12 protein-coding genes are annotated in these 18,713 nt (G+C 42.3%); 7 read left to right on the forward strand and 5 right to left on the reverse strand.

The window, feature by feature from the left end; all coding sequences use genetic code 11:
• Positions 1-192: 192 nt before the first annotated feature.
• Entirely contained in the window at positions 193-1,644 is a 1,452-nt protein-coding gene (gene focA / locus OCT63_RS08315; protein ID WP_161749540.1) for a formate transporter FocA, read from the reverse strand.
• A 258-nt stretch (positions 1,645-1,902) separates the two neighbouring features.
• Between focA and OCT63_RS08320 the strand changes: the two genes are divergently transcribed.
• Complete coding sequence (locus tag OCT63_RS08320; protein ID WP_017058330.1) at positions 1,903-2,808, forward strand: LysR substrate-binding domain-containing protein; 906 nt, start codon at positions 1,903-1,905, stop codon at positions 2,806-2,808.
• A 206-nt stretch (positions 2,809-3,014) separates the two neighbouring features.
• Positions 3,015-3,509, forward strand: a complete 495-nt coding sequence (locus tag OCT63_RS08325; RefSeq protein ID WP_161678338.1) for a DUF1097 domain-containing protein — start codon at positions 3,015-3,017, stop codon at positions 3,507-3,509.
• A 131-nt stretch (positions 3,510-3,640) separates the two neighbouring features.
• Here the strand turns inward: OCT63_RS08325 and OCT63_RS08330 are convergent, their stop codons facing one another.
• Positions 3,641-5,323 (reverse strand): ATP-dependent endonuclease, encoded by a 1,683-nt coding sequence (locus tag OCT63_RS08330; RefSeq protein ID WP_269983558.1) that lies wholly within the window; start codon positions 5,321-5,323, stop codon positions 3,641-3,643.
• Between the two features lie 237 nt (positions 5,324-5,560).
• Here OCT63_RS08330 and OCT63_RS08335 point away from each other — a divergent pair, with 237 nt between their 5' ends.
• The 5 genes from OCT63_RS08335 (at position 5,561) to OCT63_RS08355 (ending at position 12,881) form a co-directional block, all read left to right on the forward strand.
• Entirely contained in the window at positions 5,561-7,300 is a 1,740-nt protein-coding gene (locus OCT63_RS08335; protein ID WP_269983559.1) for a bifunctional metallophosphatase/5'-nucleotidase, read from the forward strand.
• Positions 7,301-7,850: 550 nt separating this feature from the next.
• A complete protein-coding gene (locus tag OCT63_RS08340) occupies positions 7,851-8,852 on the forward strand; it encodes a TerC/Alx family metal homeostasis membrane protein (protein ID WP_161678335.1) in 1,002 nt (333 codons plus the stop codon).
• Positions 8,853-9,164: 312 nt separating this feature from the next.
• Entirely contained in the window at positions 9,165-9,353 is a 189-nt protein-coding gene (locus OCT63_RS08345) for a hypothetical protein (protein ID WP_017058324.1), read from the forward strand.
• Positions 9,354-9,674: 321 nt separating this feature from the next.
• Positions 9,675-10,964 (forward strand): DEAD/DEAH box helicase, encoded by a 1,290-nt coding sequence (locus OCT63_RS08350; RefSeq protein WP_269983560.1) that lies wholly within the window; start codon positions 9,675-9,677, stop codon positions 10,962-10,964.
• 198 nt (positions 10,965-11,162) lie between these two features.
• Complete coding sequence (locus OCT63_RS08355; protein ID WP_269983561.1) at positions 11,163-12,881, forward strand: autotransporter assembly complex protein TamA; 1,719 nt, start codon at positions 11,163-11,165, stop codon at positions 12,879-12,881.
• A gap of 311 nt (positions 12,882-13,192) precedes the next feature.
• Here OCT63_RS08355 and OCT63_RS08360 read toward each other — a convergent pair whose 3' ends face one another.
• The 3 genes from OCT63_RS08360 to OCT63_RS08370 all read right to left on the reverse strand — a co-directional run bounded on the left by OCT63_RS08360 (position 13,193) and on the right by OCT63_RS08370 (position 18,652).
• Positions 13,193-14,650 (reverse strand): phospholipase D family protein, encoded by a 1,458-nt coding sequence (locus tag OCT63_RS08360; RefSeq protein WP_269983562.1) that lies wholly within the window; start codon positions 14,648-14,650, stop codon positions 13,193-13,195.
• A gap of 85 nt (positions 14,651-14,735) precedes the next feature.
• Complete coding sequence (locus OCT63_RS08365; protein ID WP_269983563.1) at positions 14,736-16,793, reverse strand: carboxylesterase family protein; 2,058 nt, start codon at positions 16,791-16,793, stop codon at positions 14,736-14,738.
• A 191-nt stretch (positions 16,794-16,984) separates the two neighbouring features.
• Complete coding sequence (locus OCT63_RS08370; RefSeq protein ID WP_060466794.1) at positions 16,985-18,652, reverse strand: hypothetical protein; 1,668 nt, start codon at positions 18,650-18,652, stop codon at positions 16,985-16,987.
• Positions 18,653-18,713 lie beyond the last annotated feature (61 nt).

The following is an 18,713-nucleotide window of genomic DNA, read 5'->3' on the forward strand; positions in this document are numbered from 1 at the left end:
TTTAAGCCACCATTTACTTTTAGCCAGTCAACGTTGCCATGACTGATTTATCTAGGCGAACAACTAATCCCTAACTGTTCAACCTTGTCCTAGTTAACTAACCACTTCCTAGTCAAACAGTCGTTGGCTACACGCTTCCTAGTTAAACCGTTGGTTGCAAGTTAAATCACTGTAAGTTAAACCAGCAGCCAGTTAAGCCGTTTCTAGTTCCGCTTTTGGTACTGCGTTTAGGCGGTCACCGTAGATTGGGCGAAGTGCTTGCATCACCTCAATGCGAGTTAGAACCCCGACCATCACACCGTTTTCCAATACCGGCAGCATATGTGGTTGGCTCACTTTCATCGCTTTTGCACGCTCTTCTAGAGAAAGAGAAGTCAAGCGAGTTGCGAAGCCCATACTTGTCGTCGGGTACAATTGCTCTTTGTCGATACATAGGAACTCAGCCACATCAACCAACTTGTCGTTTGCGCCGATAGCCACAACATCACGGCTCATTAGGTCTACGACTTTCTGGCCTTTAGTTGGGATGTAGTCTTGGCACCAAAGGTCAACCATTACATCGTGAACAGAGAAAATACCCACTAGACGACCTTCAACATCGCAAACTGGAGCGCTAACAAGTTGAGCATCTAAAAGTGAATCAATTGCCACAGATGTAGGCATTTCTACGCTCAGTGTAATTGGTTGAGTGTTCATGATTTGCTTGATAGTCGTTGCTGTATTCATAGTGATTTCCTTAACTGACGTAATTTCTGTTGTTTGTGTAATTGTTGTAATTTTTGCTGCTGTAAGTTGTGGGCGACGATAAATGCTCCAATTGGCTAAGCCGACCAATACTGCACCACCGACTATGTTGCCGATTGTTACTGGCACCAAGTTTGCGGTGACAAATTTCATGATGTTTAGGTCTGCGTACTGGGTTGGTGTTGCGCCAATTTGCATCCAAAAACTTTCTGGTGCGAATGTTTGAATCGTGATGCCTAGTGGAACCATGAACATATTCGCCACACAGTGTTCAAAGCCTGAACTAACGAACATTGCTACAGGTAATACAGTCATCATCGCTTTGGTCATAGCGTTAGCAGAACTGAACGTTAACCAAATGGCTAAACACACCAATAAGTTACAAAGCACACCCAAAGCAAAAGCTTGAACAGGGCTGTGGTGTAGCTTGTGTTGAGCAATATTCAGAGCATTTAAGCCCCATTGCCCGCCATCTAATTGATACAATCCTGCTGCACTTACTAGAGCCAAAAGGAACATGGCACCGATAAAATTGCCGACATACACTTTGCCCCAAATAGACAACATCTTAGTGAAAGTAATCTGTTTATTAGCCCATGAGATGCTTGATAACACTGAGCTGGTAAACAGCTCGCCACCGCAAATCACAATCAAGATTAAACCCATACTGAATGCAAGACCGCCGGCTAAGCGACTCAATCCCCATCCAGCATTAGCGCTACCCGTGGTTACCGTGATGTAGAATAAGAAAGCTAGCCCTATAAATGCACCAGCCATGATCGCCAAACTCACTGTCATGCTGCTGGTTTTATTTGCTTTGCTTAAGGAAAACTTCTCTGCTTCCGCCATCATTTGTGCTGGTGAGAACAGTTGATAGTTTTCAGAAGTACTGGTTACCATATTCCCCCCTTGAACAATCCGTCATGTGTAATTCCTAGTGTTAATGACTCGGTTAATCCGTGATGTTTTGCAGGCTTCGTTGTGTCCTGCCATTCCAGATTAGGGAGTTGAGGAGTTGAGGTAAAATTGATAATTTTTAGAAACCACATCAAAATTATTGATATAGATTTGGTTACGCGTAGAATGAAATTGATTGCTCATCAGCTTAAAAAAAACGAGCAGCAGGACACAAATAATTAAAAGCATTAAGGATGAATTTTGCGTTATTCATTAAAGCAACTCGCGGTATTTGATGCAGTGGCAGATTCCGGGAGTGTTAGTCATGCAGCAGACAAGTTGGCGTTGACTCAATCAGCGACAAGTATGTCTCTTGCACAGTTGGAAAAAATGCTCGGCAGGCCTTTATTTGAAAGGCAGGGTAAGCAAATGGCTCTTACTCATTGGGGGATGTGGCTAAGGCCAAAAGCGAAGCGTTTACTGCAAGATGCGCAGCAAATCGAAATGGGATTTTACGAGCAGCATTTATTGAGTGGAGAGCTCAAATTAGGCGCGAGCCAAACCCCGGCAGAACATCTCGTTCCTGACCTCATCAGTATTATTGATAACGACTTTCCAGAGATGCGAATCTCGCTTGGAGTACAAAGTACCGATGCCGTTATCGATGGCGTATTAGATTATCAATATGACTTAGGTGTGATCGAAGGTCGTTGCGATGACAACCGAGTTCATCAAGAAGTATGGTGTACTGACCATTTAACGGTCGTTGCATCCGCTCATCACCCCTTTGCGAAACGTGAACGTGTGAGTTTGGCGCAGTTAGAGCAAGCGAAGTGGGTATTGCGTGAACATGGTTCGGGTACCCGCAAAGTTTTTGATAGCTCTATTCATCATTTAATTGGTGACCTTGATGTGTGGCGAGAATATGAACACGTTCCTGTTTTAAGAAGCTTAGTAGCAAACGGGCCATATTTAACGTGTTTACCTTATCTCGATGTCGAGCAGTTTGTTGAATCAGGTCAGCTTGTTACTTTGAATGTCCCTGAGCTTGAAATGGAACGTACGCTTTCATTTATTTGGCGTGCTGACATGGCAGAAAACCCACTTGCCGAGTGTATTAAGCGCGAAGGTAAGCGCATGATGAAAGGCAAACCGTCCGTTCTCTAGCGATAAATTGACAACAACCACTGATAACTAAATGTGTTGAATAAGCGATTCCGGTCTCTATATCGTGATATAAGAACATTTGCGTACATTATTAATGTGATCATGATCAGCTAAAAGAAGGCGTTCTTACCATAATATGCTTACTTGATTTTAAGTGAGGCTAAATCCGGTTGCGTTCAATTGCGTAATTAGGCTTTAGAAATAGTATGAGTACATTAGTCGCGATTTCACTAACAACGGGTATTTTGTCAGGTCTGTGGGGATGGATTGCTATCTCTTTGGGATTATTGTCATGGGCAGGCTTCTTAGGTTGCACCAGTTACTTTGCATCGCCAATAGGCGGCGTTAAAGGATTAGCAGGTAGCTTATTGACCAATATGACAGGCGTGTTCTGGGCTATGGTGATAATCGAAAGCTCAACCTTCGCAGGGTTAGAGATTTTTGGCTATGTGATCACTGCTATTGTGGCCTTCTTTATGTGTATTCAAGCGAAACAAGCGTGGCTAGCTTATATCCCAGGAACCTTCATTGGTTGCTGTGCAACGTTTGCGGCAGGTGGCGATTGGCAACTTGTAGTACCATCTTTACTGCTTGGTGGTGTGTTTGGATACTTAATGAAAGCGACGGGGCTATGGCTTCACGATAAATCAAGCCAATCTTCGGAAGTGGTTGAACAACACACTAAGCAAGCGAAGGCTTAACTCGTTAAGTCGGTGCTGCTCTAGTGACGGTGAACTCTTGCAAGATAACCCCCAATTAATTTGTATAACTATTTATACAGGCACACCTATTTTGGTGTGCCTTTTTTGTTCCCGGGGGTAGGGAAATGACATTACGTGTTTCCATTAGCCATTGTAATCACACGTTTTAATGTCCACCTTAGTAGTATCGGAATACACTCTTGTCCCCGGCTTTCACAATTAGAAACGATGGCAAGAGCAAGGTCTGGTTTCGCGTGTTTTTTGAGAACTCTAGCGACGACTTTTTTCGGTGGGATAGGGTGATCGTAAGGTATCTTAACCATGTCACGAAAAAAGTTCTCAAACCCGTTCATATACAAATAATGTTCGATATCTTTATCAGGCAATTCAGTTAGACGGTGTCGTGCTTGATCGTTACCAAGCTTTGAGAGGACCGTTGCCGCATACTTTTTACCTGCGGCATCACCATCGGTTACTACGTGCCAGTCTATACCAAATTCTTGTGCTACTTTGATGAGAGCTTTAAGCCCTGATTGAGCAAATTCGATGATCTGGACACCTTCTGCTGCAAGATTATACCCACATTGATTGGCTAACTCATTAAACAACCAAACTTCAGTTTCACCTTCTACCAGCAACCAGCATCGAGCAAATAAAGCACCAGGGCGGTGGAAGCGAAGATGGAAACCAATTCGTCTTAGCTCATCTTTGCTGAAGTGATTCATATTGAGTTTGTTAGCGATGGTTTTGTCAGACTGACGAACCAACCTGCGGATCGATTGAAGTGGTACAGCAGATAGTAATTCGCCACTGTTAGTCGTGAGCATTTTCTGCATGGGTAATTTTTGCATTAAACTCCAAGCTCTAGCTAAATGCGTTGGGTGCAAACGACCTTCTGGATCTTCAAGGATCAAAAGAGGGCGGGCACACCGTCTTAAGTCAGTCGGCCCCTTAGCTTGTAGATAGGCATTAAGTAAGCCCATAAACAATAAGCGAGTTTGCTTACTTTTGGTCTCTTCGACAATCTGATGAATACTCTTTTCATTTGCTCCTGTAGAGTAACGTAAACCATCCCGTGGCTTCCTTGGATTATTGCGAGAAACGCTCTTAAATGAAAAATAATGCTCTATGAGGTTTTGCATCGACTCTAAGCTACTGCGCATTTCGCCTTTATTGACGTGACCGGGTATTGCCATAAGTCGACGGCAGGTGTTATCGATCCGTTTCTCTATTCTCGCCTGACGACCATTGCCATTGTTGCCATTGTTGCCATTGTTGCCATTAGCCACGTTGCTGACTGCTTTGTGATGGAAAGGGCGATTAAAGTGTCTTGCATCTCGTAAGCGAATTACAGGGTGCAAGGTCATTAACTCTTGGGCAAATTTCTCTGGGTGATGAAGCTTGAGCGGGTTTCCATCTAAGTCTAAAAATGCGTAATGTGTTGTCGTTTCATACTGTTCTAACGTTGCGCTGATTCGATAATAGATACGGTTGACGCCAAATTCATCTTGAACCCAAATCGGTTTCAGTTTGCGATAACGACCCGCTTTAAGCTCGTTTTTGTCGTTGGCTTTTAACGCAAGAACAATTTGAAGGTGTTGAAACTGTGGATGTGAAATCGAATAATCGACATGAAAGTCCGTCATTTCGAATTGATATGGTACTCCGTCAGAGGGGAGAACGACGGACAGGGCATCTAATAATGAAGACTTACCCCAAGTATTTTCACCAATAAGCGTGGTTAGTTCGTCAAACGTGAGTGACATACGTTTGACACCCCGAAAGCCAGAAATCTCAATTCTTTCTAGTTGCATAGACTTACTCCTAACGGAATGCTCTGCTAATTGTTTGAAAGCTAACAAATATCTTTAATCATAATCTAAAATTACTAGGCCGGTATGCCCACTGGTCACAAAAACTATTCTTTGTTTGTACGGTTCAAAATGAGATTTATAGCTATCTTGAGTATTTTTTTTCAGTTCAGTTTCATAAAATTCACGATTCTGTCATTATTCTCGACCTAGTATGAAGGGACAAAGAGAGAAGAAAATATGACTAAAAAGAACAAGCCAATAAAAATAGTGTTGGCACACATCAATGACACCCATTCATACTTTGAACCAACCTCATTACAGCTATCACTTAAAATGAACAACCACATCATTGAACCTTATGTCAGTACTGGTGGTTTTGCGCGAATTTCAACTCGATTTAAGCAAATTGAGCAAGACGCTAAACGTCAGAAGTTCGGTACTCTGTTTTTACACGCTGGAGACTGCTTTCAAGGCACTTTGTACTTTTCATTGTTTAAAGGAAGGGCTAATGCTGATTTGCTCAATGCGTTGAATATAGACGCAATGACGCTTGGTAATCATGAGTTAGACATGGGGAATGAACCGGTTGCGATTTTCGCGAAAAGAATACAATTCCCATTGTTGGCTGGTAACTGGAATTTATCGAATGAGGATATCAATAAAACTCATACCCTAGCGGACAACGAAATTGTTAAGCCTTACCTAACTGAGACACGAAGTGCTTCTTTTATAACGAAAGAGTTTGATGGCGAGAAAGTCGCCATCTTCGGCTTAAGCATCGATAAGATGGCGAGCATTGCTAACCCAGATATTGACACCCCATTTGAAAATGCATTAGAAACCGCCAAAGCCACGATAGAACAGATTCATCAGGCAGGCATAAACAAGATTGTGTTACTGAGCCACCTTGGCTATGAAGCTGATTTGGAATTAGCAGCAAATGTAACAGGTATCGGCGTGATCGTGGGTGGCCATAGCCACCGCTTGCAAGGCGACTTCTCTGACATCGGTTTAGTGAAAGACGATGATTATGGTGTAAAAATTGGCGACACCTATGTGGTACAAGCGGGTTTCCATGCAATGAGCTTAGGTCACTGTGAAATAGAGTTCGATTCAGAAGGTAAAGTCACTCACTTTAATGGTAAGAACGAGCTGTTATTAGGACGTCGGCTGTTTATCGACGCAAAATTGAGCGAGGTTGGACAAGACGATGCCCACGATATGGCGTGTGAGTTCTTGAACAACCATTCTAATATCGTGGTATGTAAAAAAGATCCTGAACTTCAAAGTATCTTGACCGATAAGTACCAACCTCAAGTTAGAAAGTTGCAGCAACAAGTTATCACTTACGTCGAGAATAACTTGCGCCATGTACGAATTCCCGATGAACAAGGCCCAAGTCAACTAGCACCGTTAGTCGCACAATCATTTCACTACCTAATGAATAAAAAAGGGCATGAAGTCGAGTTTGCTATTCATAATTCTGGAGGAGTCAGAAACTCGCTAAATAGTGGTGATGTATCGGTTGCCGACATTGCCGGAAAATTACTACCGTTTGCCGTACCTATTGGCATGTACAAAGTGAGAGGAGAAACGATTGCCGACATGCTGGAAGGGGCTATTAACAATGCTTTGGACAATGGAGTGGTTGGTACTGGGTCGGGTAGTTTCCCTTATACTCATAACTTGAGGTTTTGTTATTACAAAGAGGCACCGCTAGGCCACCGCATTCACCACTTAGAAATTTATTCAGAATCTTCCGGGTGGCAAACCGTGAACCGCGATCGAGTGTATAAAGGTACTTCTTCTGCCTATACCATGAAAGGGAAGGAGGGCTATGACGCCGTTTTAGGTATGTTAGGTAACGGAACTGTCACGACAAATTCAATGGCAGACTGTTTCATCGAGTTTCTTCAGGATCATCCTGAGTCATTACAACAACATGAAACGATGAATTGCTTAGAATGTTCTAAGTAATGCAAAATAGTACGTCACTATTGATTGATTTATAAAATTGGCACTATTTATGCTTTATTCCTGCAGGTGTGTTTCCTGTGGGGGATAAAAATGGATAAGCAAGATTGGTTGGATGCGGCAGCGGTTGTTGGTTGGGTATCGGTTTGGTCTGCATTGGTATATTTAGTACCTATGGCCGGTTTATAAAAATAGTCGGTGATTGATAAGTACTCACTGTTGAGTAACAGTGGAGTCAGCATTTGCAATGCGTGCAACATCATCAGCATATTACAGACATAGAAAAGGAGCAGATAGCTCCTTTTTTGCTTTTCAGATCAATTTTCTATAGACGAAATACGACGAGATGATTATGATCGTCGCGTTTGGGGAGTAGTTAGCGCAAGTTTACATATCGTCATCTCGTTAGGCCAAGTGCCTATCCGGTATGTAAAGGTGAAATCCCATATTTCACTTCAACGAGACCAACGCAATCACAGTCAAGATCCGTAATGGAGCTTGATATGCTTTGTTTGCGGAAGGTCTTTATACAGTTCTTCCGCCCGGAGGAATAATGAACTCAACTCAATCTCTATTATCTACCAATAGTGAATCCTTTTTTTCATCGCCGATCATGACGACTTATGCGGGCTTTTTTCTGCTGACGGTTGCTCTCGTCGCTATTGATATCTATCAGACTCGTGGTGGTAACGTCACCATTAAGAAAGCGGCAATCTGGAGTGTTTTCTGGTTTGTTCTTGCGTTTTTGTTTGCAGGTTCCATCTATCTATTCTGGGAGGTTTACGCGCCCAATAGTGATTACACTGCGCAAAAAGCAACCGTGTCATTCATTACGGGTTACTTGTTAGAGAAATCACTGAGCGTAGATAACTTGTTTGTCTTCGCGATGATCTTTGCTCAATACCAAGTTCCTGAGCATCTACGACCTCGTGCGCTTCTTTGGGGCGTGATTGGTGCATTAATACTTCGTGCAATTATGATCTCACTAGGCGCACAGCTATTGGCGGAATACCACTGGGTACTTTACGTGTTTGCTGCGTTCTTGATTGGCACTGGTATTAAACTGGCATTAGACAAGGGCGAAGAAGAGAGTGTGAATACACTGCCTGAAAAGCTACTTCGCAAAATCATGCCGGTAACAGAAGATTTCCATGGCCCTGCATTAATGGTTAAACAGAGTACCAAATGGGTACTGACGCCAATGATGTTAGTCATTGGTGCGATTGCAGTCATGGACGTGATGTTTGCACTGGACTCTATCCCTGCAATCTTCGCGGTAACACAAGAACCGTTCTTAGTACTTGCTGCTAACGTGTTTGCGTTACTTGGCCTGCGTTCGTTGTACTTTGTACTTCAAGGCATGATGGATAAGTTCATCTACTTGAAGCCAGCACTGGCATTTATCATGGTGTTTATTGGTGTGAAAATGCTATTGGTTGACAGTGAATGGGCTATCCCAACGTATTGGTCTCTAGCTGTGTTGATTTCAACGATGACGATTGCGGTTATAGCGTCGATTTATGTGAAGAAGCCAAGTATAGAACAAGTAAATTAAAACAAATATAACTTATCGAAAACTCGATAAGGGATACGTGGTCGATGATGCGGGAAATTTATTTATGTAAAATATTTGTGACTTAGGCCACTTTTGTTTGTGGTTTATTTGTACAAGATGCATGATATAAGCACTATTTTGAATTTATAGTCGCTAGGTGTGAATATGTATTTCTTGATGTTGTTAATGGTTTGTTTTATTAGGAAAACTAATTCGAATGTCCAATTTTAGTCATTTTTTAACCTTAAAAAGATCACCTATTATTCTTGTCATCAGAACGAAACACACAAACAAATTTATAGAGAGGCAATCATGGCTCAAGCAGTACAAATGAATACTATCGCTGTTCCTAACTCTATGGATAAGAAGACCTACGCGGTTAACTTCAAAGGATTGATTGCACACATTTTCGATATTCTTTTCGTAGACAACTCTCCACGCAGTTACTACGCAAGCGACCTATCTGGTCACATGCAACGCGATATCGGTATCAACCGTTAATTTTAGCGTAAACGCATAGAATTAAAGAAATATAGAATTAAAAACGCCAGCTTCAGAAGCTGGCGTTTTTGTATCTGAAAGAAGGGGATCTGAATTTGAGTGAACGTTTATAAAATTGGTTCTCAAAAGAGGCAAGCGACATAAACGTGAAGCTGATACCGTGTTCACAACTCATTTAAAATCGATTACTTCATATCTTGGACTGCTTTGTTCGAGTTTATTCGCTTAAACCTTTGGGAAAGGGGGCAAATTAGTTACGTAATACTGCTGAAATACGTTAATATAGCGCGCTATTATTTTAGCTTTGAGTTCCTGCAATTAATGACTAACACCACGACACCAACCAACTTCTCTGATCTTGGCTTAATCTCACCTTTGATGGCTCGTTTATCTGAGCTTGAATACCAACAGCCAACGCCTATCCAAGCGCAAGTTATTCCAAGTGTGTTAGCAGGACGCGATTTAATTGCAGGCGCAAATACGGGTTCAGGTAAAACCGCTGCATTTGCACTTCCACTGTTACAGCAGATTCATGAAGATGCACCTCTGGACCGCCGTTCAGGCAAAGGTAACTTCGTTTCTGGCCTTATCTTAGTGCCTACTCGCGAACTGGCTAAGCAAGTTGCTGACAGCGTTAAATCTTACGCAGTGCATTTTAACGGTACGATTAAAACGGTTTGTGTATTTGGTGGTGTGTCGGTCAACACTCAGATGCAAGCGTTACGTGGCGGCACTGATATCTTGGTGGCGACACCGGGTCGTTTACTTGACCTTATTTCAAGCAACGCAATCAAACTTGATAAAGTCAAAACGCTCGTGCTTGATGAAGCAGACCGTATGTTGAGCCTTGGCTTTACCGAAGAGCTCGATGCTATCTTGAAGTTACTGCCGAGCAAGAAGCAAACTCTGTTGTTCTCTGCAACGTTCCCTGAGCAAGTTAAAACATTAACTCACGAACTATTGAATGATCCGATTGAAGTACAACTTCAAAGTGCCAACGCGAGCACATTGGTTCAGCGTGTATTTGAAGTAGAAAAAGGCCGTAAGACAGCATTGTTAGCACACTTGATTCAGCAACACGAATGGCGCCAATCACTGATCTTCGTGAATGCAAAAAACAGCTGTGAACACCTAGCAGATAAGCTATACAAACGCGGCATCATTGCAGAAGTATTCCACGGCGATAAAGGGCAGGGTTCACGTACTCGTATCCTTGAAGATTTCAAATCTGGCGAGATCGATGTTCTGATCGCGACAGACATCGCGGCACGTGGTCTGGACATTGAAAAACTTCCGGTGGTGATTAACTTTGATTTACCGCGTAGCCCATCAGACTACATGCACCGCATTGGCCGAAGTGGTCGTGCAGGAGAGGTTGGTCTAGCGTTATCTCTGATCGATCACGAAGATTACCATCACTTTAAAATCATCGAGAAGAAGAACAAGATGCGTCTTGAGCGTGAGCAAATCGAAGGGTTTGAAGTGGATGAAGAAGCAACTGCGGAACTTGTTGCTGCATTGAAACCTGTTGCGCCACCTGCTGGCACAGGTAAGAAGAAAAAGAAGAAGAAAGCAGCACAAAACCAAGATGTGTGGCTGAAAAACAACTGATAGTGATTCAGTAAACGATCGATATTCTAAAGGCGCTTAATTGCGCCTTTTTTTGTGTCTGTAATACGAGAAAGTTAAGTCGTGGGTAAGCGATTGTTCTTGTTTTAATAACCAGACACGTTCGTTGAAGGGTAGCGTCCTCCATATGAGATTCCGTGATTTTACGCTTTGCTCATAACCTATTCGGGTTTTAAGCAATTGAGCAACCGCGTGAAGACCTCGATTAAACAAGTAGTGCTGGCAGCTTCATTTCTCCTGTTTACCCAACACTCTTCGATAGCTGCTGAATTTGAAGTTAAAGGGCTTAATAAAACTCTCACCGAGAATGTAGAACTGTATTTAAAACCTTTAGCTGATGTTCCCACTTCAAAGCTATCGAAAACTAAGCTCACTCAACGAGTTCAAGACGCACTCAACCCTTATGGTTACTACCATTCCCAGCTAAATATTCTTGCTAGCGGTCCCGAAAGTTTAGTACTCGAGATCGATTCAGGCCCTGTCATGCGCATTAAAGAGTCTGTTATCAAAATAATAGGTGAAGCGAGTGAAGATTCAGACTTCATCAATGTCCTAGAGAAAAATAAGTTGGCTTCAGGTTGCTCGTTATCACATCCGGAGTACGACAGAGTAAAGCGAGAGATCTTATCTCTAGCAAAAAGGAAAGGGTATTTTGACGGTCAGTTTATTGAGTCGGAAATGGAGGTTATTCCTAGTGAAAATATGGCCAATATACATCTGCAATTCTCTAGCGGCGCACGTTATAAATTTGGGTCATTAAGTATCCCTAATGACGGCGTTGACCCTCTACGTATAGGAAAAATCCCTAAGTTCAACCAAGGTGACTATTTCGACACCATAAAGCTAGGCCAACTCCAATCTGACTTATCAGAAACGCAATGGTTTCGCAGCGTCGTTGTCCATGGTGATTTCAAAGAACTAGAGAGTAACCTAGAAGTACCTATAAAGATTGTTGCACAGCCAAGTTCGCGAAACATCGTGCAGGTGGGTGGCGGCTATTCAACGGATCTAGGATTAAGGGCTTCTCTAAATTGGTCAAAACCTTGGTATAACCGAAGAGGACATAGTTTTGAGACGAAAACGTATTTGTCTCAGCAAGAGCAGTCTCTTAAGCTAGGGTATAAAATCCCAACGCAAGAAGTCACGACTGATTATTACGGTATTCAGTTTGAGTCAAAACGTATTGATCATCGAGATACAAAAAGCTTCTCGAATGATCTTAAGTTTGAGCGTTATTGGCAATTAGACAGTGATTGGCAAAGTACAATTTACGTCAAATACCTGCATGAACAGTATAGTCAGGCGTCAGAGGAAGACCAATCCCAACTGTTGTTGCCCGGAATCAGTTTCTCTCAAATCGATCGTAAGAACGATCAACTCGAGATTAATCATCGCCATATCTATTCTTTGGAATATTCTGATCCGAGTCTGCTGTCTGATTCAAGATTGTTGAGACTAGAGGGAAGCAGCGTTGTTTCTTGGGATATTAGCGAACAACAAAAGCTCCATTTTCATTCAAACGTTGGTATTAACATCGCCAAATCATTATCTGATGTACCGTCATCGCTTCGTTATTTTGCCGGTGGAGACGGTAACTTGCGAGGCTATGGTTATGAATCCATTTCTCCTAAAGACGAAAATGGAGAACTAACCGGTGCGCGTTACATGTTAACTGCAGGGATCGAGTATCAACATCAAGTGTATCGCTCAATATGGATGGGGGCGTTTCTGGATGTTGGTGATGCGTTTGATGACAAAGCAGATTGGAAGCGTGGTACAGGGTTGAGTTTGATTTGGAACTCACATTTTATGCCAGTAAAACTCGATTTTGCTTATGGTCTGGATGCGCCCGAAGGCGATGAGTTTCGTATTCACTTTTTATTAGGTACTCAGTTCTAATACCCATCACCGTAAGTAAGTGATCAGAAATAGTGTGTTAACCAGCTAGAATGACCCGTTGTTTACTACGATTGGCATAATTGTCTATGTTGTTTAAAGTTCGAGTGGGTTTGATACTTTGTCGATGACCACTACCTTGAAAAACGCCACCATTTTCATGTGGCAAATATAAAAAACCGCGAATTACGCGGTTTTTTGTACTTCTGAGACTGCGGCTGGCGTGTTGACGCTAACTAGGGTCTATTAAACAAAATACAAGCACGAAAGTTCAATAGACCTTAATACCTTTCACTATTCGTGGCTTGTAGACGTTAGAGCTCAAACTCTCCATTCATTTTTCTGAATAACCAGTCTGGTAGTTTGTTCCATGAACTGTAATTAGGGTTCTTAGTGTATTCTTGTTCTCCTGAAACCCACTTTGTTTCGCCTGATTGGTCGCGCGACACAGCCCAAAACAAATCTTTTTTCTGACGTGTTAAATAGTGTGTTACTTGTTCCGCAAACTCTTCACTATCAATCAGCACGCCAAGCTCAATATTCAAAAAATCGGACCTGGGATCGAAGTTCGATGAACCGATATACGTAACACGGTTATCTAGAATCACGGTTTTATTATGATAGTAAGTATCAACATGAAAATAGTGGTCATCATTGATCGCTTTGCTTTTGTACTCAAAGATACTGACGCCTTTATCGAGTAAGGTCTGGCGATGTTGCTCGTAATACGCAGGAACAAACCCCGAATCATTAGAAGCCGATGAATTGGTCATTAAAGTCACTTTGGCCTGTTGCTCAGTTAATGCATCAATAAACACAAATTGGTTGTCGCTCGGCACCACATAAGGCGTAGAAATCACGGCTTTTGAAGGTGTCGGTATTTTTTGCTTGATCAAGTGCTCTGTACGTTGGCGAAGGTAGGGCTTGTTATCATTGAGTTTCTCCAGTGAATCAAATACTGGCGTGACAGAAGCAGAAATGAAACTCAGATGGTTTAAGTTCTTTATCTGTCTCTCGACTTCAGACGTGATCAACGCTTTATTTTTCTCGCCTTTATTCAACGCTTTGGTGAACGCTTTATATTGCTCCGTTCCTTTGATTTTAATGCGTTCCTGAATCGGCACCACATGTTCGCTGTTCCACAATGCTTGGTAATTTTGGTTGAACGCAGCAATCACATCGCCTTTGAATAGCACATCCATATCAAAGAAGTTGGCTTTTTCACTGTAGCCAAAGTAGTCATCACCGATGTTGCGCCCCCCGAGGATCATCCATTGGTGGTCAACATTAAAGTATTTCTCATGCAGTCGGTTATCTAACTGTTTTTGGTGAGTCGAGAAGTTAAACGCGCGTCCTATCCAGCTCTCTTTGCGAGAATCAAACGGATTGAACAATCGAATTTCAATGTTTGGGTGCGAGTCCAATTCAGCCAACCATTTATCGTTAAATACCAACAAATCGTCGAGAGTTAGCCGTACAGAAACACCACGATCGGCCGCTTGTTTTAATTCATCTAACAGCATTAAACCAAGCGTGTCTTTTTCCCAAGAGAAGTAGGTGATATCGATTGAGTTTTCGGCGTGGCGAACTAGGTCAATACGACGAGCAAACGCTTCAGGTGCGGTTGGAATTAGATACACTTCAGCTTGGTGTTCTGTGCTTTGCCAGTTAGCTTCGAAGCCGGGCTCGACATCAGGGTAAGGTTGGGCGCAGCCGGCTAATAAAGCAATGCAAAATATCGCACATATGGCGCGCATCTTATTCTTAAGCATAGGGACTCATGACATTTTGGCGAATAAAAAGGCCAGCAAGCCGGCCTTAATTTAGGAATGAATACAAATTTAGATGGAATCCAGATTACTCAGGCATGTAATTTAGTAGGAGACCTAGATTTTCAAGACCAGTTAGGCGACCTTGACGTAGGTTGGCATCTTTACCTGGGTTTTTTGTTTTATCCCAGTTAGGAGCGGAAAGCGCCAAACCATCAGTATCAATCACTAACACCTGGTCTTCGTTTGCATTATATTGATTCGAATCTGAGAATAATGTTTCGTCAAACCACGAACGAGATATCTCATTCATCAGCTTTTTGTCGGTTGAACTTGGGTGAACTTCTGTGCCATCCATTTTCATTGCTTTATTAAATACAAATGGCAGCTCTGAGCCATTGCAAGCACCCGTAATACAACTGATAGACTTAAGTAAATCACCAATATCTGTTTCGCCATTCGGACCTGTGTTATGTGTCCACACGTTGAAGCTTGGGCTATGGTCAAAATAGTACATGGTCGCATGTTCACTTTCAGCAGCTTTCATACGAGCTGGACCAGCAAACAGCGTATCGTTCATGATGGTACGATATTGGCCCATGTTGTTGATTGCCGACAGTATTTCATGTTCATCATTTGGGTAAAAATCGGTTAATTGGAGCAAATCACTACCTGTTTGGTTTTTTAATCCAAAGAATAACGGAGTCATCGCTTCGTATGCAGACTTTGGTAGCGCATCGATAAGGTCTTGCAGTTCAAGTTGAGCGCTGAATTCATCACTGTTGGCTAGAGAGTGCATACGTTGTTTTACAAGTTGCTTATTGCCATCAATCGCTAACCACTCGGCCATGCGTTGTGCAGTATATTCTGCATCACCAGTATCATCGCCCATTAAATCGATGATTAAAGGCACTAGTGAGGTTAAGTTGGGTAGCATGCTCATGTTATCTGAGTCTTGTGCATTGACACCGATAACCGTCGGTACAACAAAATTAGAGCGACTTGGCTGTGCTTGACCCATACCGTCTTTACAAGAGCTCGAATTCAGCAGTCCACCTTTAAGCTCCGAGCACTCCAAGTAAGGTGCGTAAGGCATTAAGGTTGCCATTGGCGTATTGTCTGACTTTGGTGTGACTGTTGGTATTTCCACACCAATTGAAGACAATAACCAGCTTTCTAATCGTTGTAATGGATCAAGTGCTGTCTTTTGTTCTTCAAGCACTTGCTCAATAGAGTTGCCGCGTAACGTGTCAGTATCACTCGCTTGGTCTTTTGCTACGTTGTAGCTTTTGTACTCAAATCCATAAGGTATGCTTTGCATAATGGCGCGCTGGAAATAGCTATCTTCTAGTTTTTTTTCTGTCACTTTTTGTTGCAATAAAGCAATCGACATTGCACCAGAACCTTGGCCCATTAGGGTTACGTTGCCAGTATTCCCACCGAAATTTTGGATGTTTTCTTGTACCCATTTCAATAACGTTTCTTGGTCACCTAAACCGAAGTTACCATTAACGTCGACGCCTTTTACCCAGTTAGACCCCAGCAGCCCCAAACGATAGTTAAACGTCACAGCAATAAACGGATTACCTTCATCGGCACCTTGTGCGACAACGGTGTCACCGTGAATCATTGGGTTAGCGCCAGAGCCGTATTCGAAGTCACCACCATGAATGAACACGTATACAGATAGTTGGTCTTGTGCAGTGGTACCTTCAGGTCGCCAGATATTCAGATTCAAGCAATCTTCACTTTGCTCCAGTTCAAGGCCAGAACCAAAGCTTGTCGATTTATTTTGTGGGCATGCATCACCAAACGAAGTAGCTTCAACGATACCATCTGAATTCACCTGATCAGTTAAGTCAACAGTGTCACTGTGTTGAAAACGCTCAGCTTTTGCAAAGCGAATACCTTTAAAAACTTCAACAGAAGCCAGTTTGTCATCTTCAGTATTTGAAGTTATTAAGAGTTCTTGTTTGGTCGCGTTAATGTTCGCATCACCTATTTGAGCGGTAAACGTTTCCGCTGGTGCAGGAACTAACGCCGCAGGCGCTTCTGGAGAACTAGGGGTATTAGAGTTATCACTGCCACATGCTGCTAACAGCATCGAGATCGTTACAGCTAAAATTGAACGTTTGTTGAGTTTCATTATTATGTCCGCAGTTTTTGTTGTGACCAAACCAGCAATTCCGTGCGCTATCGTCGACCGTTGTCGTGCTTGGATATATGTAATTTTGTTATGGGATGTATATTAAAGACATTATTGTGATTGATGGAATCGCATAAGTAGGACGCTACCCTACAAGAGTGGCCTGCGACCACTCTATGCTTTCTTAGGTGTTAGAATCGATAGCCGAAGTTCATAGTTACAGAATTACGAGTTTCGCCTTTATTGTACATCACTGTTAAGTTGTAATTTTTACCAAACTGCTTGTTAAAACCAACTAAGTAAGCCCATTGATCGAGTTCAACACCAATGTCATAGTCAAATTCAATATCACCGGCAATGACGTGACCATCCATACGTGCGTCTAGCCCTTGATATTCTGCGCCTAAAAAGACTTGCGCACGGTAATCAACTAGCTGGTAACCCAACATTGGTTGTACGGTCACGATACCTTCTCCCCAATCTGTCATGCCCTTGAGGCGGGTTTGTGAATAAGTACCGGTCACAGAAGCAAATAGTTCGCGATAACCAACAGAAAGGGTAGTACCTACACCACGTAGGTCATATTCAAGATGAAGTGGAACTCCTAAGTTACCTGGCCGGCATAAAGTGCCCAATGTATCGTTGTTACAAAATGCATCACCAGCTCCTGAGAGTTTGTTATTCAATTTATCTCGAATGAGCTCGCCTGGTGCACCGGTATAACCGGCATCAACTTTGGCATCTACGTTAATCTTACCGACATAACCAAACACGTTCCAAAACGGTAAAATATTGACATCACCACGTACGCTGACACTTTCAGCATTCACGACACCAATAGAATCTTCAGGCTCGAATATATCGTTTAAACGAATACCATCAATGGTAAAGTCGTTAAATGGGACATTCATATCTTGATTACGATAAGCAACTGAGACACCAAATGGTAATGGTAAATCGATACCTTGACGACGCACCATGTCGCCCATTAGAGGAAACACTCGATCTAACTTAACACTCGCCTCTTTCATGCGAGGGTCAGAGACTTCTTGTAGTCTTTCTTCGCTTAATACTTTTACACCATTGTCTTTTTCATATAGTGCAACAGGTTCTATCGATGTATTTATTTTCAGAGGTTTATTTTTTCTTTTACCAATGATGTCTGTCTTTTTACTTGCAATGATAACCTTGCCAGATTCTATGGTCTGAAATTCAATAACTTGGTTATAGCTCTCTACTTGATCTTTCTCTCGTTTAAATGGTTCATTGTTAGTAATCACCATTCGTTTTGGTTCGCCATTAATAAGCTCTATATCAACCTCTAGGAAACGGAAGTAAGCGATATCTTGAGGTAAGCCATATTTAGAGTAGTTGAAACTGATGACCACTTTTCCCTCTTTTTCTTCTCTTACTTTTACCGAGGAAGGATCGAAGCTTTCTGCATAATTACGTAAACGGTATTCAAGACGTGTAAATGACTCGATATCATCTAGGACGTTTTCGTGCTCGTCTAACTCATCTGGGTTGTATTTAATACGAAGGTCAATATTCCCTTTATTGTCAGTGTTCTTTACTAAAAATGCCGAAGAATCTTGAATTTCATCACCTAATTGTATTGTACGGTGAGTGTATTCAACTAAGTGTTCGCCCTGAACCAATGAGCTGATTGCTAGTTTTGGTAAGTCACGACTGATGCCGTATTTGTCAAAAATTGCACGTCCTTGTTCCATGACGTTGGCATAAGTTTTTGTTTCTTCCGCCGCGTGAACAAAAGTGGGAACAGTTAGGATTAAGGCACTCATCAATAGAGATAGAGTGTGTTTTTTACGTGCGTTCGTACATTTTTTTAAAAAACTCATGACGGTTTCCATTCTGAGTAGCCTCAAACCTTCGAGACTTAAACAGTCGATGTTGTACTGA

Origin of the sequence: Vibrio sp. RW (genome assembly GCF_027587105.1) — a bacterium.
Taxonomy (GTDB): domain Bacteria; phylum Pseudomonadota; class Gammaproteobacteria; order Enterobacterales; family Vibrionaceae; genus Vibrio; species Vibrio toranzoniae.